This is a genomic window from uncultured Allobosea sp. (assembly GCF_945957345.1).
GTDB lineage: Bacteria > Pseudomonadota > Alphaproteobacteria > Rhizobiales > Beijerinckiaceae > Allobosea.
Genome location: NZ_CAMFKW010000002.1, coordinates 99483 through 116417, shown reverse-complemented (window position 1 = coordinate 116417; position 16935 = coordinate 99483). Strand labels below are relative to the sequence as shown.

General features: G+C 67.0%; 20 protein-coding genes. 7 read left to right on the top strand and 13 right to left on the bottom strand.

The window, feature by feature from the left end; genetic code table 11:
* Positions 1-4: 4 nt before the first annotated feature.
* From Q0Q36_RS01500 to Q0Q36_RS01485, 4 genes are all read right to left on the bottom strand, one after another.
* Complete coding sequence (locus tag Q0Q36_RS01500) at positions 5-721, bottom strand: ABC transporter permease subunit (RefSeq protein WP_293795035.1); 717 nt, start codon at positions 719-721, stop codon at positions 5-7.
* Positions 718-1428: an ABC transporter permease subunit gene (locus tag Q0Q36_RS01495; RefSeq protein ID WP_293795033.1), complete on the bottom strand. Its 711-nt coding sequence runs from the start codon at positions 1426-1428 to the stop codon at positions 718-720. Before Q0Q36_RS01495 ends, Q0Q36_RS01500 begins: the two co-directional genes overlap by 4 nt.
* Positions 1429-1496: 68 nt before the next feature.
* Positions 1497-2270 carry a transporter substrate-binding domain-containing protein gene (locus Q0Q36_RS01490; RefSeq protein ID WP_293795032.1) on the bottom strand — a complete coding sequence of 258 codons (774 nt, stop codon included), beginning with the start codon at positions 2268-2270 and terminating at the stop codon, positions 1497-1499.
* A 200-nt stretch (positions 2271-2470) separates the two neighbouring features.
* Complete coding sequence (locus tag Q0Q36_RS01485) at positions 2471-3673, bottom strand: MFS transporter (protein WP_293795030.1); 1203 nt, start codon at positions 3671-3673, stop codon at positions 2471-2473.
* Between the two features lie 179 nt (positions 3674-3852).
* Between Q0Q36_RS01485 and Q0Q36_RS01480 the strand changes: the two genes are divergently transcribed.
* On the top strand, positions 3853-4527 hold the full coding sequence (locus tag Q0Q36_RS01480; protein ID WP_293795028.1) for a hypothetical protein: 675 nt from the start codon (positions 3853-3855) through the stop codon (positions 4525-4527).
* A gap of 47 nt (positions 4528-4574) precedes the next feature.
* Here Q0Q36_RS01480 and Q0Q36_RS01475 read toward each other — a convergent pair whose 3' ends face one another.
* From Q0Q36_RS01475 to Q0Q36_RS01465, 3 genes are read right to left on the bottom strand one after another with little or no spacing between them, the layout of a single operon-like run.
* Positions 4575-5354: a hypothetical protein gene (locus Q0Q36_RS01475; protein WP_293795027.1), complete on the bottom strand. Its 780-nt coding sequence runs from the start codon at positions 5352-5354 to the stop codon at positions 4575-4577.
* Complete coding sequence (gene speB / locus Q0Q36_RS01470) at positions 5351-6409, bottom strand: agmatinase (protein ID WP_293795110.1); 1059 nt, start codon at positions 6407-6409, stop codon at positions 5351-5353. Before speB ends, Q0Q36_RS01475 begins: the two co-directional genes overlap by 4 nt.
* An 18-nt stretch (positions 6410-6427) precedes the next feature.
* Positions 6428-6940 (bottom strand): GNAT family N-acetyltransferase, encoded by a 513-nt coding sequence (locus tag Q0Q36_RS01465; protein WP_293795026.1) that lies wholly within the window; start codon positions 6938-6940, stop codon positions 6428-6430.
* 187 nt (positions 6941-7127) lie between these two features.
* Between Q0Q36_RS01465 and Q0Q36_RS01460 the strand changes: the two genes are divergently transcribed.
* Together Q0Q36_RS01460 and Q0Q36_RS01455 are read left to right on the top strand one after the other, a co-directional pair.
* Entirely contained in the window at positions 7128-8213 is a 1086-nt protein-coding gene (locus Q0Q36_RS01460) for a TRAP transporter substrate-binding protein (RefSeq protein ID WP_265058573.1), read from the top strand.
* A 352-nt stretch (positions 8214-8565) separates the two neighbouring features.
* Positions 8566-8949, top strand: coding sequence for a hypothetical protein (locus Q0Q36_RS01455; protein WP_293795025.1), 384 nt, complete (start codon positions 8566-8568; stop codon positions 8947-8949).
* A 9-nt stretch (positions 8950-8958) separates the two neighbouring features.
* On the opposite strand, the gene Q0Q36_RS01450 is transcribed toward Q0Q36_RS01455, so the two are convergent.
* From Q0Q36_RS01450 to Q0Q36_RS01430, 5 genes are all read right to left on the bottom strand, one after another.
* A complete protein-coding gene (locus Q0Q36_RS01450; protein ID WP_293795024.1) occupies positions 8959-9585 on the bottom strand; it encodes a uracil-DNA glycosylase family protein in 627 nt (208 codons plus the stop codon).
* Entirely contained in the window at positions 9582-10049 is a 468-nt protein-coding gene (locus Q0Q36_RS01445; RefSeq protein ID WP_293795023.1) for a hypothetical protein, read from the bottom strand. The genes Q0Q36_RS01450 and Q0Q36_RS01445 overlap by 4 nt, the downstream gene beginning before the upstream one ends.
* Complete coding sequence (locus tag Q0Q36_RS01440; protein ID WP_293795022.1) at positions 10049-10516, bottom strand: hypothetical protein; 468 nt, start codon at positions 10514-10516, stop codon at positions 10049-10051. The genes Q0Q36_RS01445 and Q0Q36_RS01440 overlap by 1 nt, the downstream gene beginning before the upstream one ends.
* Positions 10516-11127, bottom strand: coding sequence for a glutathione S-transferase (locus Q0Q36_RS01435; protein ID WP_293795108.1), 612 nt, complete (start codon positions 11125-11127; stop codon positions 10516-10518). Before Q0Q36_RS01435 ends, Q0Q36_RS01440 begins: the two co-directional genes overlap by 1 nt.
* A gap of 96 nt (positions 11128-11223) precedes the next feature.
* On the bottom strand, positions 11224-11775 hold the full coding sequence (locus tag Q0Q36_RS01430; RefSeq protein ID WP_293795021.1) for a thermonuclease family protein: 552 nt from the start codon (positions 11773-11775) through the stop codon (positions 11224-11226).
* 87 nt (positions 11776-11862) lie between these two features.
* Between Q0Q36_RS01430 and Q0Q36_RS01425 the strand changes: the two genes are divergently transcribed.
* Both Q0Q36_RS01425 and Q0Q36_RS01420 read left to right on the top strand, forming a co-directional pair.
* Entirely contained in the window at positions 11863-13386 is a 1524-nt protein-coding gene (locus Q0Q36_RS01425; RefSeq protein ID WP_293795106.1) for a HAMP domain-containing sensor histidine kinase, read from the top strand.
* Positions 13387-13473: 87 nt separating this feature from the next.
* Positions 13474-14592 (top strand): D-alanine--D-alanine ligase family protein, encoded by a 1119-nt coding sequence (locus tag Q0Q36_RS01420; RefSeq protein ID WP_293795020.1) that lies wholly within the window; start codon positions 13474-13476, stop codon positions 14590-14592.
* Positions 14593-14719: 127 nt separating this feature from the next.
* Here the strand turns inward: Q0Q36_RS01420 and cobT are convergent, their stop codons facing one another.
* On the bottom strand, positions 14720-15751 hold the full coding sequence (gene cobT, locus Q0Q36_RS01415; RefSeq protein WP_293795105.1) for a nicotinate-nucleotide--dimethylbenzimidazole phosphoribosyltransferase: 1032 nt from the start codon (positions 15749-15751) through the stop codon (positions 14720-14722).
* 103 nt (positions 15752-15854) lie between these two features.
* Here cobT and Q0Q36_RS01410 point away from each other — a divergent pair, with 103 nt between their 5' ends.
* Both Q0Q36_RS01410 and Q0Q36_RS01405 read left to right on the top strand, forming a co-directional pair.
* The gene (locus Q0Q36_RS01410; protein WP_293795019.1) at positions 15855-16700 is read left to right on the top strand and encodes an adenosylcobinamide-GDP ribazoletransferase; all 846 of its coding nucleotides are present in this window, start codon (positions 15855-15857) and stop codon (positions 16698-16700) included.
* Complete coding sequence (locus Q0Q36_RS01405) at positions 16697-16873, top strand: DUF1289 domain-containing protein (RefSeq protein ID WP_293795018.1); 177 nt, start codon at positions 16697-16699, stop codon at positions 16871-16873. Before Q0Q36_RS01410 ends, Q0Q36_RS01405 begins: the two co-directional genes overlap by 4 nt.
* Positions 16874-16935: the final 62 nt, after the last annotated feature.

The following is a 16935-nucleotide window of genomic DNA, read 5'->3' as shown; positions in this document are numbered from 1 at the left end:
CGGGTCAGCGCAACGCCATGTGCCGGCTCAGCCTGATCTCCAGCTTGTCCCAGACGCGGCGGATGATCTCGACCAGCACGAGATAGATCAGCGCGGCATAGAGATAGATCGAGAGGTCGAAGGAGCGGGCGAAGGCCAGCCGTGTCGCGCCCATCAGGTCGAACAGCGTCACCAGCGAGACGATCGCGCTCGACTTGATCATCACGATCAGCTCGTTGCCGAGCGGACGCAAAGCCAGGATCATCGCCTGCGGCAGCACGACGAGGCGAAGCGTCGCCCAGCGGTGCAGGCCGAGCGACAGCGCCCCCTCGAACTGTCCGCGCGGGACCGACTGGATGGCGCCGCGCAGGATTTCCGCCTGATAGGCCGCCGTGTTGATCGTGAAGGTGAAGGCCGCGCAGTAGAACGGCTCGCGGAAGAACCACCACAGGCCGGTATCCTGCCAGAACTCGCGGAACTGCCCGAAGCCGTAATAGACGAGGAAGAGCTGGCACAGCAGCGGCGTGCCGCGCAGGAAGGTGGTGTAGCCACTCACCGCCATCCGCGCCCAGCGCGGGCCGTAGAGCCGGGTGACGGCGAGGCCGAGCGCCAGAAAGAAGCCGATGGCAACTGAGATCATCACGAGCTCGAAGGTGACCCAGAGGCCGTTCGCCATTCGGCAGCCGTAGTTCTGCAGGACCTCGCTGCCGACGAGGTAACCGGGATATTCGCACCAGTTCATCGCGTCGCTCCGCCGAAGGCTGCCTGGCCGCGATTGGTGCGCTGTTCGAGCCTGTCGATGCCCCAGGCGGAAATCACCGAGAAGAAGAAGTAAAGCAGCATCGCCGTGCCGAAGAACAGGAACGGCTCCTTGGTCACGACATTGGCCCGCGTTGCGATGAACATGATGTCCTGCAGCGTGATCACCGAGATCAGCGAGGTCTCCTTCAGCAGCACCATCCAGTTATTGCCGAGGCCGGGCAGAGCGACGCGGATCAATTGCGGGAAGACCACGAGGCGGAAGGCCTGCGCCTTCGACAGGCCCAATGCCGCCGCAGCCTCACGCTGGCCCTTCTGGATCGAATTCAGCGCGCCGACCCAGACCTCGCTGGAAAAGGCCGCGAGCACGAGCCCGAGCGCGACCATGCCGGCGACGAAGGGAGGAATGGAGAAACCGGTCCAGACCTGCTGCATCAGGACCTGAATGCCGAAATAGATGATGTAGAGCGTGAGAAGCTCCGGCACGCCCCGGAAGACGGTGGTGTAGATCGTCGCCAGCGCCCGCGGGATCGCATGGTCGGAGCGCTTCAACAACGCGATGACGAGGCCGAGCGCCAGGCCGAAGGGCAGCGTCGCGAGCGCGACCGAGATGGTGTTGGCGGCGCCCTGCAGCAGGGCCCAGCCCCAGCCGCCGGCACCGAAGCCAAGCAGAGCGAATTTGTCGAACATGGAAGGGCCGGAGCGCGAGGAACCGAAGCCCGCCGGCCAAAACTGGCCGGCGGGTGACCATCGTCAGATCAGTCGTACTTGAACCACTTGTCCTCGAGCTTCTTGTGCGAGCCGTCGGCCATGGTCTCGGCGATGGCCTTGCTGATCATCTCCTTGAGCGCCACGTCCGACTTGCGGACCGCACCGGCGACGCCGGGGCCGTGGATGGCATCGTCGCGCTTAACCTCGGCGATCTTCTTGCAGCAATCCTTGCCCTTCCCCTTGAGGAAGTCGGCCAGCGCGAGCGCGTCGGCGACGATGTAGTCGAGACGGCCGTTGAGCAGGTCGAGATTGGCCTCTTCCTGGGTCGGGTAGAGGCGCGCGGTCGAGTCCTTGTAGAATTTCTCGACATAGTTGGCGTGGATCGTCGAGCCCTGCGCACCGATCGACTTGCCCTTGAGCGCGGCCGGCGAGATGTCGTCGGACTTCGTGCTCTTCGGGCCGATCATCCAGATCGGGGTCTTGCTGTAGACCGTGGTGAAATCGACCTGCTTCTTGCGCTCGTCGGTCGCATTCATGCCGGCGAAGATGACGTCGTATTTGTTGGCCTGCAGCGCCGGGATGATGCCGTCCCAGTCCTGCACGACCCAGGTGCACTTCACCTTCATCTTCTCGCAGAGCAGGTTGCCGTAATCGATCTCGAAGCCCTCGAGCTCCTTCTTGGCGTTCAGGTTGTTGTAGGGCGGATAGGCGCCTTCGGTGCCGATCCGGATTTCCTTCCACTCCTTGGCCTGGGCGAGCGCCCCTGTCGCGCCGGCAACCGTCAACGCCGCCGCCGCGATGAAACGAACGAAACTCTTCATGGAACCTCCGCGATGCAGTCCGGCCGGTCTTGCTGTTGTCCCGGTCCGGCTCTGTCGCGACAGATTGGGCGCAGTTTCGTCGCGCTCGCAAGAGGGCGCGACGCAGCTTTTCGCAGCTTGCACGCCCAAACGAGCAGCTATGCACGCGATACGACCAAAGAACGGAGGATCATCGCGCCGGGACATGCCCGGCAGCGGGCTCAGCGGCGGGCGTCGAGAACCGCGATGAGCCAGATGCCGAGGCCGCCGAGCGCCAGCGCCGCCCCGACCCAACCTGTCGAGGTCCAGCCGTAGCCGGCGGCGATCGCCATGCCTCCGAGCCAGGGGCCGAGTGCATTGGCGGTGTTGAAGGCGCTGTGGTTGAGCGCCGCTGCCAGCGTCTGCGCGTCTTCGGCCACATCCATCAGGCGCGTCTGCAGCATGGCACCGAGCCCGCCGCCGCTGCCGATCATGAAGATGACCAGCGAGACCGCCCAGATATTGCCGGCCGCGAAGGGAAAGGCCGCGAGCCAAAAGGCGCTCCAGAGGAGCAGCGCCGCCGTTGCCGGAACGAGCGCCCTGTCCGCCGCCCAGCCAGCGAAGAGCGTGCCGGCCGTCAGCCCCAGGCCGAAGATCGCGAGAACGACCGGCACGAGCGCCGGCGAAACCTGGGTCACCGCCATCAGCGTGGAAGCGACATAGGTGTAGACGGCGAAGAGGCCGCCGAAGCCGATTGCACCCGTCGCCAGCGTCAGCCAGACCTGCCGGCGCTTCAGCGCACCGAGCTCCCGTAACGGGCTCGCGCCCGGTTGCACCGTGTCACGCGGCGCAAACAGGGCGATCAGGAGAGCCGTCAGCAGAGCGAGCCCTGCGACGATGGCGAAGCCCGAGCGCCAGCCCAGCACCTGCCCCGTCCAGCTTGCGACGGGGACACCGAGAATCGTCGCCACCGTCAGGCCGAGCATGACACGCGCAACCGACTGCGCTCGGCGATTCGGGGCCGAGAGCGACGCCGCGACCAGGGCGGCGACGCCGAAATAGGCGCCATGCGGCAGGCCGCTCAGGAAGCGGAAGGCCAGCATCCAGTGATAGCTCGGGGCGAGCGCGCTCAAGCCGTTGCCGAGCGCGAAGACACCCATCAACCCGATCAGCAGCGTGCGCCGCGGGATCCGCGCCGCCAGCACGGCGATCAGCGGCGCGCCGACGACGACGCCGAGCGCGTAGATGCTGATGACATGCCCGGCGGTCGGCTCGTCGACGCCGAGTCCTGCCGAGAAATACGGCAGCAGGCTCATCGACGCGAATTCCGTGGTGCCGATGGAGAAACCGCCCATTGCGAGCGCGAGCAGCACGAGCCCTGCCGAAGCGGGCGCATGAGCGGATAGCGATGCATCCAGGCTGCGATCGTTCGCGGCGAGCGTCATAGCGAGCTTTCACGGAAGGGCAGCGACAATGCTGCGGCGCAACATGAAATAGCCATGCTCCAGCGCTCGATCAACGCTATGAATGGCGATATTTCATGCAGCCTACGCATATCACTTTGCCATCCGGGCGATCGGCACGAATAGGCTATAAGGCGGCTTCCCAGACAGGCGAGAGCGACGTGATACCCTGGACCACCCTCGACACCGCGGCCTTGCCGGATGGCAGCGGCGATCTCCGGTTGAAGCAGCGCGGCAGCGAATTCTCGATCATGCTCGGCAGCAACGAGCTGATGAACAGCCGCCTCAGCGGCTCGGAGGAAGCGCTGGCGACGCTGGTTTGCGATCGCCTCGGACAGCGGCGGCAACCGCGCATCCTGATCGGCGGGCTGGGAATGGGCTTCACGTTGCGGGCCGCGCTCGCCAAGCTGCCGGCGGATGCGCAGGTGGAGGTGGCCGAATTGATTCCCGCGGTGGTCGCCTGGGCGCGCGGGCCGATGGCGGCGGTGTTTGGCGGTTGCCTCGACGATCCCCGCGTGCGGGTGAGCGTCACGGATGTCGCCGCGGCGATCACCGCCGGCACGGGGAGCCGTGACGCCATCCTGCTCGATGTCGATAACGGCCCGGAGGGGCTCACCGTCGCCGGCAACGACCAGCTTTACGGAGCAGCGGGGCTGCACGCCGCCAAGGCCGCGCTGCGGCCCGGCGGCATTCTCGCGGTCTGGTCCTCGGGCCCCGACCATGGCTTCAACCGGCGCCTGCGCCAGGCCGGCTTCGCCACCGAGGAGGTCACGGCCCGCGCCCGTCGCACCGGCGGCGGCGCACGGCATGTGATCTGGCTGGCTGCCAAGCCCTGAAAGCCCCGGATCGCCGCGCCCCGATCGGGATCGACGACCGGCACGGCTCAGTTGACCGTGCAGAAGCCTTCACAAGGGGTGGCGGCTATCGTGGCGGCAAAATCCGCGATCGCCTTCTGCGCATCCGGCTTCAGGGACGGGCTCACCCCCTGGAGCGCGCTGACGAGCGCATTGCGGTCCGGCGGCGTCAGCGAAGCGGCGATGCCCGCGGCATTCTCCGCGAAGGCCCGCGCGATCAGCAGGCGATTCGGATCGCGCAGACCTGTGCCGCGCAGTGCCAGCGCGGAGCCCACGACGATCTCCTGAAGGCCGAGCCGCATCTGCCGCAAGCCCTTTACCCGGGCCTCCGTCTTGTCCGCCTCCTGCAGATTGGACGCGAAATCGTAGAGCGCCGACGAGGCGCCGCCGACGGCCTGGAGCAGGAAAACACGCCCGCGGGTCAGTTCATCCTGGAACTCGACCGCATTCGCCGCCTGGTCCGGCTGCTTCCGGCCCGGCTGCGGCGAGAACAGCGCATAAGCCTGCAGGATACGCGCCTGCTTCTCGATGATGTCGAGCAGCGCCGACAGATTCTCCGCGGGATAGGGCGGCTTTCCGAGAATGGCCGGCACATTCCAGACATCGGCCAGGACCTTGCCGTCGACCGGATCCGACAGACGCGGCAGGGTCGGCTTGCCGTTGTACAGCTTGAGCAGCGATTCGACGGAAGCGAAAGCGGCGTCGTGATAGGCCTTTCCGTTGGCCGGCAACTCGGCGCGCGCGGCGGGGGCGAGCAGGCACAGCCCGGCCATCGCGGCGATCCGCGCGATCGATCGAATCCGAATCATGGTCTTCCTTTTCCCAAGGCGCGCGCTTCGGCGAGGAGGCAGAGCTCGGTGAAGAGCACCTGCGCCGCGCACTGCGCCGTATTGCTGGTCGCGTCGTATTGCGGGGCGACTTCTACGACATCCGCTGCCACGATGTCGCGTCCCTTCAGCGCGCGCAGGATCGCAAGGGCTTCGCGCGGGCTCAAGCCACCGACCTCCGGCGTTCCCGTGCCGGGTGCGAAGCCGGGATCAAGCGAATCGACATCGAAGGAGACATAGGTCGGCCCGTCGCCGATCACGGCGAGGGCCTTCGCGATCACCGCGTCGAGACCGAGATCGTCGACCTCGTTGGCGTGGATGACCGTCATCCCGGATTCGTAGGAGAACTCCCAGAGATATTCGGCGCCGCCGCGGATGCCGATCTGGATCACGCGCTCGGGGTCGAGCACGCCGTCGAGCACGGCCTGGCGGAACGGCCCGCCATGATGGAACTTGGAGCCTTCATAGGGGCCCGACGTATCGCAATGAGCGTCGATATGAACCATGCCGACCGGGCGCTTCGCCCCCACCGCCTTCAGGATCGAATAGGTGATCGAGTGGTCACCGCCGACGGCGAGCGGCGAGACGCCGGCCTCGACGATCGTCCTGAAGGTCGCCTCGATATCCTCGTGGCAGCTTTCCAGCGAATAGCGCGAGCGGAACGGCACGTCGCCGATATCCGCCGCCTTGAGCATGGTGAAGGGCGCGGTGCCCAGCGCATGATCCATCGGCCCCATGCGCTCGATGGCGCGCACCGCGCGCGGGCCAAGGCGCGCGCCGGCGCGGTTGGTGACGCCGAGATCCATGGGCACACCGATGATCGCGACATCGAGGCCGCCGAGGCCGGACGCCGTCAGGGCATCGGGGCGGTAGGGCGCACTGAGGAAGGTCGCGACATCGGCGAAGGGCCATTTGCGCTTGTCGCCGGTGAATTGGGCCGCGGCCACCCGGGCGAAATGCGGATCATGAATGTCGCCGCCGCCGGTGCCGACATAGCGCTGGCGCAGCTTGGCGAGCTTGTCCTGGTCCATGCGAATTCTCCCTACACCGGTCCGTCAGCCGGGAACGCGCTCGAGCATCGTGACCGGTCTGTCCTGGTAATCGACCTGCCCGAAGCTCTTGTAGCCGAGCTTCTGCGCTACCCGGAAGGAGGCGAGATTCTCAGGCGCGATGATGCAGACGCTGCGCCTTTCGCCATGGGTCGCGGCGAACCAGCGATGGGCGGCGGCGGCAGCCTCCCCAGCGTAGCCCTTGCCGTGCGCTCCGCTCGCCAGGATCCATCCAGCCTCCGGCGCATTGTCGAAATCCGGAGACAGGCCCCGGCAACCGTCGAACAGGCCGACCTCCCCCACCAGGGCGCCGCTGCTTTTTTCGACCACCGCGAACAGGCCGTAGCCACGCAGCGTCCAGTGGCCGACGATGCGGGTCAGCCGATGCCAGGCCTCCTCGCGGCTGAGCGCCCGGCCGCCGAGGAAACGGACCACCGCAAGGTCGCTGCGCATCGCGTGGATGGCGTCGAGATCGTCGATCTCGGGGCGGCGCAGGCTGAGATTCGGTGTCTCGATCATGACCGCTTTAACCACCCATGCAGAGGCACGCCAAGACAGCGGCCAAAACTAGCCGAAAGTCGCAAGAATCGGCGATGAAATCCCTCGCGCTTCGAAAATCCATTCGCTACAACCCGATTCCGAACGCCGGGCGGCAGAAGCTGTTTCGAAACGCCCGCACCCGCCAACATCCGAGGAGAGTGCCTAGATGAAGCGCCGTCAGTTTATCCAGACCGCTGCGGCCGGTGCCGCCGCGACCGCCGTCGCCATGCCGGCCGTCGCCCAGTCGAATCCGGAGATCAAGTGGCGCCTGGCGTCGAGCTTCCCGAAATCCCTCGACACGATCTATGCCGGCGCCGAGATCATGGCGAAAATGGTTTCCGAGCTGACCGACGGCAAATTCCAGATCCAGGTCTTCGCGGCCGGCGAAATCGTCCCGGCGCTTCAGGCTCTCGACGCGGTCTCGAACAACACCGTCGAGATGGCCCATACCGTCTCGTATTACTATGTCGGCAAGGATCCGACCTTCGCGATCGCCGCCTCCGTGCCGTTCGGCCTCAATGCCCGCCAGCAGAATGCCTGGCTGTTCCAGAACGGCGGCAACGAGCTGTTCAACGAGTTCTACAAGAAGTTCAACGCCTACGGCCTGCCCTGCGGCAATACCGGCGCGCAGATGGGCGGCTGGTTCCGCAAGGAGATCAAGTCGGTCGCCGATATCCAGGGCCTGAAGATGCGCATCGGCGGCATCGCCGGCTCGGTTCTGCAGAAGCTCGGCCTCGTGCCGCAGCAGCTCGGCGGCGGCGACATCTATCCGGCACTCGAGAAGGGCACGATCGACGGCGCCGAGTGGGTCGGCCCCTATGACGACGAGAAGCTCGGCTTCGCCAAGGTCGCGCCGTATTACTACTATCCAGGCTTCTGGGAGGGTGGGCCGACCGTCCACGCCTTCGTCAACCTGGAGAAGTGGAATTCGCTGCCGAAGGCCTACCAGGCCGCGCTGACTGCCGCCTGCACCTATGCCAACACGCAGATGGCGGCGAAGTACGACGTGGTGAACCCGCCCGCGCTGAAGCGCCTCGTCGCCGCCGGCACACAGCTGCGCCCCTTCCCGCAGGACGTGATGGAAGCGAGCCTCAAGGCCTCCAACGAGCTCTATGCCGAAATCTCGGCCAAGAACCCGGACTTCAAGAAGGCGATCGAGGCGATGGCCGCCTTCCGATCCGACCAGTATCTCTGGTGGCAGGTCGCCGAACTCAGCTTCGACGTGTTCCAGGTCCGTACGCGCGCCCGCTGATTGCGCGCGCCGCGATTTCTGCATGAGGCCCGGCGCGAGCCGGGCCTTTTTCGTCAATGGTGGATGCCGACAACGCCATCGATCGCGTTGCGGCGAAACCCCCAGCCGAATCATGACAAATCTGCATGATCGCCATGTGGATAGAGCTTGCGCTGACCACAGCGCAGGCCGAGAGTTTCCCGATCCGCTTGCGCGTTTCGAACCAGCTCCGATCCAACGGAGCCTGCAGCGCGAGGGATACTCACCCCGGCGCAAGCCGGGGTTTTTCCGTAGGGCGGCCGGGCCGTTCGATCTTGCCATAACTGCGCCTTGCTGGCTCAGTATCGGGAACCGTCGCCACGGATTTCAGCCAATGCTCCGCACCACTCTTGCCTTGCTCCTGACCGGCCTTGCGACGGCAGCCTCGGCGCAGTCGATCGGCCAGCCGCTGCCACGGAAGACAGAGCCCTACGCCTCCCCGGCGAAGCCTGCCGCGAAATCCGGCTCCGCCGCCCGCCCCTGCCCCGAATATGGCGCGGGCTTCGTCCGGGTGGAGGGCTCCCAGTTCTGCGTCAAGGCCGGCGGAGCGGTTCGCGCAGAGTTCGGCAAGAGTTCGCATAACGGCACCGGCACCCGGACCGACGGCATGGTCTATCTCGAAAGCCGCGGCGAGACCACGATGGGCCCTGTCCGCTCGGTGCTCAGCGTGCGCGGCCAGGTCAATCGCGGCCTCGATTCCAGCCCCTTCCGCTACTGATCGCCCGGTTTATCCCAGCAATCGCGCCACTTCCTGACGCAGGACGGGCAGAAGCTCAGCCTCGAACCAGGGGTTGCGCTTGAGCCAGGCATTGTTGCGCCAGGACGGGTGCGGCAGCGGCAGGACGCGCGGAAAGACCGGCCGGGCGAGGATTTCGCGCCAGTTCGCGACGGTCGCGGAGAGATTGGCCGCCTCTTTCGGGCCGAGATGCCAGCTCTGGGCATAGCGCCCGATCGCCAGCACGAGCTCGATCCGGGGTAGCGCCGCGAAGACGCGCTCTCGCCAGGCCGGCGCGCATTCCCGCCGCGGCGGCTTGTCGCCGCCCTTCGCATCGAGGCCAGGGAAGCAATGGCCCATCGGCACGACCGCGACCTTCGCCGCATCGTAGAAGACCGTCTCGTCCATGCCGAGCCAGTTGCGCAGGCGCACGCCGGACGGATCGGTGAACGGTCGGCCGCTGGCATGGACACGCGTGCCCGGCGCCTGACCTGCGATACAGATCCGTGCCGTCGCGGAAGCCTGGATGACCGGGCGCGGCTGATGCGGCAGCGGGGGCAGGTAGAGCGGCGCATCGCGACAGATGCGGCAGGCACGCAGCTCCGCCAGCACCTCGTCAAGCGTCTCCTCCGGGCTCATCGACGCGCCAGACGCGATCGACCCGGCGCCTGCGAGATCAGGCCGTCGCAAACCCAGTCGGACTTCTTCGCGGCGTAATTGTTGGGATCGCCCTTCTCGATACGCGCCAGGCCGTTGATGCGTCCGCTCGGGCGGTTGCGGATGACGATCAGGTCGCCGCTGGTCTCGATGGTGAAGCAATAGGTGCGGCGCGTCTCCTGCGGACCGTAATAGTAGCATACGGCATCCGGCGTCGTGATCCAGCAGGCGTCGGTGTTGGTCACATGGCGATTATGCCCGCTCGCCCGGCCGTCTGGGTGATGATATTCGCTGAACGGCAGGTTGCTACGGGAATAGCGGCCCGAGACAGTGTTGCCCTCGAAAAGCTGCTTGATCTGATCGCCGGTCAACCGCTCGACTGCCATCGCCGGCGTCGCTGCGATCAGTCCCAGCGCAACGGCTGCTATGCCTACCAGCCGGGCCATCAACGCTGTGCCAGCTTCCGGCTCATCGGCGGTCCGGGCGCCCGCGAGATCAGCCCGTCGCAGTACCAGGGCGTGCCGTTATCGGTGTGGTTGCGAGGGTTGCCGAGCTCGACCTTGGCCAGCGCGTTGACCATGCCGTTGCCGCTGTTGCGCAGAACATAGAGATCGCCGCTCATCTCGACCGAAAAGCAATGCACCGTCCGGTCGCTCGGCGGGCCGTAATAATAGCAAATGCGGTCCGGCTTGGTGATCCAGCAAGCGTCGGTGTTGGGCTGCCAGCCGTTATGGCCGAGCGCCTGGCCATTGGGATCGTGATACTCCGTGAAGAAGCCGCCATTGGTGTAGCGGCCGGAGACCGTGTTGCCGCGGAAGGCGCGCTCGATCGCCTCGCCGCTCAGCCGTTCGGACGCCGGCGCGAGCGCTGGAAGGGCCAGAACGGCGAGCAGGGCCAGGACGAGGCGGCGCATCAGACCTTCCAGCTCGGACGGCCGGACAACTCGCCATGCCAGCGGCGGATATTGACGAAATCCTCTGGCAGCGGAATGCGCGACGGCTTCATGAAGTCGATGGCGATACCAGCGGTGATGTCGGCGACGGTCAGGACCTCGCCGCAGATGAAGGGATTGGCCGCGAGCTGCAATTCGAGCAGCCAGAGATGGTCGTCCATCTGGTCGCGATTGGCCTCGGCCCATTCGGGAACCTGATCCTCCAGCTCCGCCATCGACGGATGGCTGTGACGGAAGACGGCGGCAACGCTGGCGAAGAGACCAAGTTCGACACGCCGGTTCCACATCTCGATGGTCGCCTGCTCTTTCGCATCGCGGCCGAACATCGCCGGCTGCGGATGCAGGGCTTCGATATAACGGCAGATGGCGATCGTCTCGGCCAGCGCCGTGCCGTCGTCGAGTTCGAGGACGGGGAGGCGCTGAGCGGGATTGATCCGGGTGAAGGCCTCGGTCCTGTGCTCTTTTTTGACGATGTCGACCGGCACGAGTTCCGGCAGCGGCACCCCCTTCTCGGCGAAGAAGATGCGGACCCGCCGTGGATTCGGCGCCCGCCCGCCGTCATAGAGCTTCATCATGTCCTCTCCGTCTTCCGCCGTACCCGATCACGGCCCACGCCGGAAGGTCAACCGGATTGCCGGCGCTTCATGACGCGAGCATGGCGGAGGACCTCAGCGCGGATGGCTGCGGCGCCAGGCTTCCGGGCGCTCGAACTGCGTCGCCCAGATGCCGCGGCCGGCGGCCCGCGCCTCGTCCTCCTCGGCGCGATAGGCGCCGTAGGAGACCGCATGGCCCTCGCGCACCAAAGTCGCGTTGATGTCGGTGTCGCCCTGCCGGCAGCGTGCGAGGCCGCGGCCGTAGCGGTCGGCCTTGCCAATCTCGCAATGGGTCACGCCGCGCGCCAGCATCGCCTGCAGGGCGCGGCGCGCCTCGCGCCCGCAGGCGACCGGCCTGCCGTCGCGCGCGGTGCAGCTCTGGCGATATTCGGGCGCGCCGATGCCCTCCAGCCGCAACTCCTCGCCGAGCAGGCGCACGGAATCGCCGTCGATCGCCTGGGCCGCCCCCATCAGTTCCCGCGCCGGGCCGAGACGATATTGCAGAATCGCGCCCGCCAGCGCGAGAAAGCCAAGCAGGCCCAGCGCCACGACGAAGTCGACCGGCCGGCCGACGCGGCGCCAGCCGAAGGGTCCATAGCGTGAGCGACCAAATCCGAAGGGTGCCATCAGGAAGAGCTTAACGATTTGGTGTCCATGATGGCGAGCCGGTCCCTGCATGCCGCAGCGACCGAACGAGGATACACGCTCTCGATCATGGCGGAAGTGACGGCCGAACAGGTGCAGCGCGGGCGCGGACCCGACCCCTCGGCCGTGGCCCGCCGGAAGCTGGTCACGCGCGAGGTCAAATCCGCGCGCGAACGGCTGACCTCCTCGACGGGGTTGGAACGCGCCTTCGACAACGAGTTGCTGCGCGTCTTCGCGCAATACCGCATCGCGGGCACCGCGGGCACGCTGGTGCTCGTGCTCAGCATCGCCGCCGGCGCCTGCCTCTGGCTGCCGACCCCGCTCGTCGCGGTCTGGAGCGGCGCGGTGCTGCTCACGGCGATGATCATCGTGCTGACGGCACGGCGCTTCCTCGCGAAGGCTCCCGACGAGGTCCGGCTAAAGCTCTGGCGCAGGCTCTTCGCCGCCGCCGAAGGCATGCACGGCCTCGCCTGGTCGTTCCTGCTGCTGCTGTTCGTTCCGGTCGACGCGCCCGGCGCCAAGGTCTTCGTCACGACTGCGCTGCTGATCGTCAGCGCGCTCACCGTCATGCTTTCCGCCACGATCCCGATGGCGGTCTATGCCGGGCTGACGCCGATCATCGTCGGGATCATGGTCTTCTTCTGGGACCGGCGTGACATGGACAGCGTCACCATGGCGCTGATGGCGGCCTCGGCCCAGCTCTTCTTCATCTTCCTCGCCAACCGCCTCTATGCCAGCTCGGTCGCCTCGATCACCTTCCGCGCCGAGAAGGATGCGCTGATCGCGGAGCTGGAAACCGCGAACGCCAATTCGGACGAGGCCCGCCGCAAGGCCGAAGAGGCCAATCTCGCCAAGTCGCGCTTCCTGGCGACGATGAGCCATGAATTGCGCACGCCGCTCAACGCGATCCTCGGCTTCTCCGAGGTGATGAAGAACGAGATCTTCGGCGTGCATGCCAATGCCGCCTACAAGGAGTACTCGGCCGATATCCACGGCTCGGGCCAGCACCTGCTCAACCTGATCAACGAGATCCTCGACCTCTCGCGCATCGAGGCCGGCAAATACGAGTTGAACGAGGAGGCGCTCTCGCTCTCCAGCATCGTCGAGGATAGCCAGCACATGCTGGCGCTGCGCGCCAAGGCCAAGGGCCAGAGCGTCCGCGCGCTGGCAGAACCGGACCTGCCGCGCGTCTGGGCCGACGAACGCGCCATCCGGCAGGCCGTGCTCAACGTGCTCTCGAACGCGATCAAATTCACGCCCCAGGGCGGCGAGATCACGATCAAGGTCGGCTGGACCGCGACAGGCGGCCAATATGTCTCGGTCAGCGATACCGGCCCCGGCATCCCCGAGAACGAAATCCCGATCGTCATGCAGAGCTTCGGGCGTGGCTCTCTTGCGATCAAGACCGCCGAGCAGGGCTCGGGTCTCGGCCTGCCGATCGTCAAGGGCCTGATCGACCTGCATGGCGGCGGCTTCCACCTGAAATCCAAGCCGCGCGCCGGCACCGAGGTCACGATCACGCTGCCGGCCGAGCGCGTGATGGACACGCTCGCCGCCCTTCCCGAGCCAAAACCAAGGCCGCGGGCGGCCTGATCCTTCCGCCCGAATCTCGCCCCATCGCTCGGCGACACCTCGCCATCTCGCCCAGACATCTCCTCCAGCCTCTCGGACCCTCGGATCATGAACCGGAAAACGCGCGTCGCCGTGCTCTATGGGGGCAAGTCGGGGGAGCATGAGGTGTCGCTGAAATCGGCTGCCTCCGTCCTGCGCTATATCGACCGGGAGCGTTTCGAGCCGGTACCGATCAGCATCGACAAGCAGGGACGCTGGCAGTGCCACGATCTGCGCCGGATCGAGAGTGCCAATACCGAGAGCCTGCCGATCCCGGCGGATTCGCCGATGATCCGGCTGGAACCGCATGGCGAGCACACCGCGATCCTGCCCTCAGACAGCGCAACCCCCGCGATCGCGCCGGTCGATGTCGTGTTCCCCGTGATCCATGGCCCGCTCTGCGAGGACGGCGCGATGCAGGGCCTGCTGGAACTCGCCGGCGCTGCCTATGTCGGCTCTGGCGTGCTGGCCTCGGCGGTCGGCATGCACAAGGACATCGCCAAGCGGCTGGCGGCGCTGGCCGGCCTGCCGGTCGCGCCCTATCTCGCCCTGTCGCGACGGGACTGGCGGCGCGATCCGGAAGGGGCGGCGAAGGCGGCGCAGGGACGGCTCACGCTCCCCGTCTTCGTCAAGCCCTGCAACATGGGTTCCAGTGTCGGCGTGCATAAGGTCAAGAGCTGGGAGGCTCTCGGCGTCGCGCTCAACGACGCCTTCCAGTACGACACCAAGGTGCTGGTCGAGCAGGGCATCGACGCCCGCGAGATCGAGGTCGCAGTGCTCGATGGCGATCCGCCGGTGGCGAGCGTCGCCAGCGAGCTCAATGCAGGCCCGCAGCACGAATTCTACTCCTACGAGGCCAAGTATATCGACCAGGATGGCGCCAGCGTCGACCTGCCGGCCAGCCTCGACGCCGAGCAGATGGCTCGCGTGCGGCAGCTCGCGATCGATGCCTTCCTCGCGCTGGAATGCAGCGGTCTCGCGCGCGTCGACTTCTTTCTCGACCGCCAGAGCGGCGCCTTCTACTTCAACGAGATCAACACGCTGCCGGGCTTCACCGCGATCAGCATGTATCCGAAGATGATGGAGGCCTCCGGTCTGCCCTATCCCGCCCTCATCACCCGCCTGATCGAGCTGGCACAGGAGCGCCATTCCGAGCGGGCGGGCCTGAAGACAGATTACGCGGGGTAGAAGCCCCTACCCCGGTCCGACGCTGCCCGTCATGGTCGGGCTTGTCCCGACCATCCACGTCTTCACCGATGCAGAGCGGTGTTCAAGACGTGGATGCTCGCCACAAGGGCGAGCATGACGGCTGGAATCAATCCTTCCGCGCGACCTGGGCTTGCTCGAAGGTCGCCATGCCCGAGTGGACCGCCGCCGCCGCCTTGACGAGGCCAGCGGCGAGCGCTGCGCCCGAACCCTCGCCGAGACGCATGTCCAGCGCCAGCAACGGCACCTTGCCGAGACGGGCGAGCACGTCGGCATGGGCGCCCTCGGCCGAGAGATGGCCGGCGATGCAGTGGTCGATGGTCGAGGGCTCGATCGCGTGCAGGATCGCCGCGGCGGCGGTCACGACATAGCCGTCGAGGATCACCGGGATACGCTGTGAGCGGGCGGCGATGATCGCGCCGCAGATCGCGGCGACCTCGCGCCCGCCGAGCCGGCGCAGCACTTCGAGCGGATCCTTGAGATGGGCGCGATGCAGCGCCAGCCCCGCCTCCACCGCTGCAACCTTGCGCTTCAGGCCCTCGTCATCGACGCCGGTGCCGCGACCGCACCAATGCGCTGCGTCGCCGCCATAGAGCGCCGCGTAGATCGCTGCCGCCGAGGTGGTGTTGCCGATGCCCATCTCGCCGAGGCAGAGCAGGTCCGTCCCGCCGACGAGCGCTTCCATGCCGAAGGCCATGGTGGCGACGCAGGCGCGCTCGTCGAGTGCATCGGTTTGCGTGAAATCACCCGTCGGCAGGTCGAGCGCGAGGTCGAAGACCTTGAAGCCGAGATCATAGGCTGCGCAGATCTGGTTGATCGCCGCGCCGCCGGCCGCGAAATTCTCCAGCATCTGCCGCGTCACCGCCTGCGGATAGGCCGAGACGCCCTGCGCCACCACGCCATGGTTGCCGGCGAAGACGCAGACCAGCGGGCGCCGCACTTCCGGCGGGGCCTTGCCCTGCCAGGCGGCGAGCCATTCGGCGATCTCTTCCATGCGGCCGAGACTACCGGCCGGCTTGGTCAGGTTGGCGTCGCGGGCACGCACCGCATTCGCCGCCGCCATGTCGGGGCCGGGCATCGCGGCGATGAGGTCGCGGATATCGTCGAAGGGCAATCCGGAGGCGGCCATGGTCAAATCCATCATGCGAGGGCGCCGCATCAGCGCATCGGCATGGCGGCAGGATTGACGCTGCTGCTATAGGGTCGGGAGCGTGAAGACAATCGAGCGAGACGACGCGGCAGGCATGGCAGAGGCCGAAACCACGAGCGAGGCGCCCCCGCCGGACTGGCCGGGCTGGGGAATCGCGACCGCGATCTGCCTGCGATTCTGGTCGCGCCTGCCGGTGCCCTTGCTGCCGGGCGAGAGCGACGGCCATGCCGTTCCGGATTTCCGGGAGGTGCCGCGCGCCCTGCCCTTCGCCGCGCTCGTCATCGCCGCGCCGGCTGCGCTCATTGCATTGGGGGCTGGCCTTGCGGGGCTGAGCGGCTTCGTCGTCGCGGCGCTGGCGCTGACGGCACTCGCCCTGACGACGGGCGCCTTCCACGAGGACGGGCTTGCCGACACCGCTGACGGATTGTTCGGCGGCCATACGATCGAGCGTCGGCTGGAGATCATGAAGGACAGCCGCGTCGGCTCCTATGGCGCGCTGGCGCTGGGGCTTTCGCTCATGCTGCGCGCGAGCCTGATCGCCATGATCCTCGAGCGCTCTGGCGCTTGGGCAGCGGCGGCCGCCGTGTTGGTCGCGGCGCCATGGTCTCGCGCCGAGGGGCTGTTCATGCTGGCGACCCAGCCGGCGGCGCGCAGCACCGGAGCGGCGGCGGCCGTCGGCCAGCCGACGGCGCTGACGGCGCGGATCGCTTTGGGCCTCAGCCTCTTTCTCGCGACCGGGATCGGACTGGCCGCGCAATTGCCGATCGCCGGCTTGCTGATCGGCTTCGCGCTGGCGCATGGAGTGGCGGCGGTGCTGTCGCGGATGGCGCGGCGCCTGATCGGCGGGCAGACCGGGGACATCCTCGGCGCGGCCCAGCAACTCGCCGAGATCGCGATCTATCTCGGCCTTGCGCTCGCGATCGGGTGGCCGGTGCGATGAGCGGGGTTTCGACGCCCTGTATCAAGGTCTGCGTGATCGATCCCGTGAGCAAGCTCTGCGAAGGCTGCGGGCGAACGCTCGCCGAGATCGCGCAATGGGGCCGGCTGAACGAGGCCGAGCGGCTGGCGATCATGGCGGTGTTGCCGGAGAGGCTGTCCGATCGCAAAGGCTGAGCGGCGGAGGGCGATGGTGATCTGCCCACCTGCGTCATTCCGGACAAGCCGCGAAAGCGGCG

Bases quoted from the DNA above. Each gene is read 5' to 3' on its own strand.
- Q0Q36_RS01500 (WP_293795035.1), bottom strand. From the start codon at position 721: ATGAACTGGTGCGAATATCCCGGTTACCTCGTCGGCAGCGAGGTCCTG.
- Q0Q36_RS01495 (WP_293795033.1), bottom strand. From the start codon at position 1,428: ATGTTCGACAAATTCGCTCTGCTTGGCTTCGGTGCCGGCGGCTGGGGC.
- Q0Q36_RS01490 (WP_293795032.1), bottom strand. From the start codon at position 2,270: ATGAAGAGTTTCGTTCGTTTCATCGCGGCGGCGGCGTTGACGGTTGCC.
- Q0Q36_RS01485 (WP_293795030.1), bottom strand. From the start codon at position 3,673: ATGACGCTCGCCGCGAACGATCGCAGCCTGGATGCATCGCTATCCGCT.
- Q0Q36_RS01475 (WP_293795027.1), bottom strand. From the start codon at position 5,354: ATGATTCGGATTCGATCGATCGCGCGGATCGCCGCGATGGCCGGGCTG.
- Q0Q36_RS01465 (WP_293795026.1), bottom strand. From the start codon at position 6,940: ATGATCGAGACACCGAATCTCAGCCTGCGCCGCCCCGAGATCGACGAT.
- Q0Q36_RS01460 (WP_265058573.1), top strand. From the start codon at position 7,128: ATGAAGCGCCGTCAGTTTATCCAGACCGCTGCGGCCGGTGCCGCCGCG.
- Q0Q36_RS01455 (WP_293795025.1), top strand. From the start codon at position 8,566: ATGCTCCGCACCACTCTTGCCTTGCTCCTGACCGGCCTTGCGACGGCA.
- Q0Q36_RS01450 (WP_293795024.1), bottom strand. From the start codon at position 9,585: ATGAGCCCGGAGGAGACGCTTGACGAGGTGCTGGCGGAGCTGCGTGCC.
- Q0Q36_RS01445 (WP_293795023.1), bottom strand. From the start codon at position 10,049: ATGGCCCGGCTGGTAGGCATAGCAGCCGTTGCGCTGGGACTGATCGCA.
- Q0Q36_RS01440 (WP_293795022.1), bottom strand. From the start codon at position 10,516: ATGCGCCGCCTCGTCCTGGCCCTGCTCGCCGTTCTGGCCCTTCCAGCG.
- Q0Q36_RS01435 (WP_293795108.1), bottom strand. From the start codon at position 11,127: ATGAAGCTCTATGACGGCGGGCGGGCGCCGAATCCACGGCGGGTCCGC.
- Q0Q36_RS01430 (WP_293795021.1), bottom strand. From the start codon at position 11,775: ATGGCACCCTTCGGATTTGGTCGCTCACGCTATGGACCCTTCGGCTGG.
- Q0Q36_RS01425 (WP_293795106.1), top strand. From the start codon at position 11,863: ATGGCGGAAGTGACGGCCGAACAGGTGCAGCGCGGGCGCGGACCCGAC.
- Q0Q36_RS01420 (WP_293795020.1), top strand. From the start codon at position 13,474: ATGAACCGGAAAACGCGCGTCGCCGTGCTCTATGGGGGCAAGTCGGGG.
- cobT (WP_293795105.1), bottom strand. From the start codon at position 15,751: ATGGATTTGACCATGGCCGCCTCCGGATTGCCCTTCGACGATATCCGC.
- Q0Q36_RS01410 (WP_293795019.1), top strand. From the start codon at position 15,855: ATGGCAGAGGCCGAAACCACGAGCGAGGCGCCCCCGCCGGACTGGCCG.
- Q0Q36_RS01405 (WP_293795018.1), top strand. From the start codon at position 16,697: ATGAGCGGGGTTTCGACGCCCTGTATCAAGGTCTGCGTGATCGATCCC.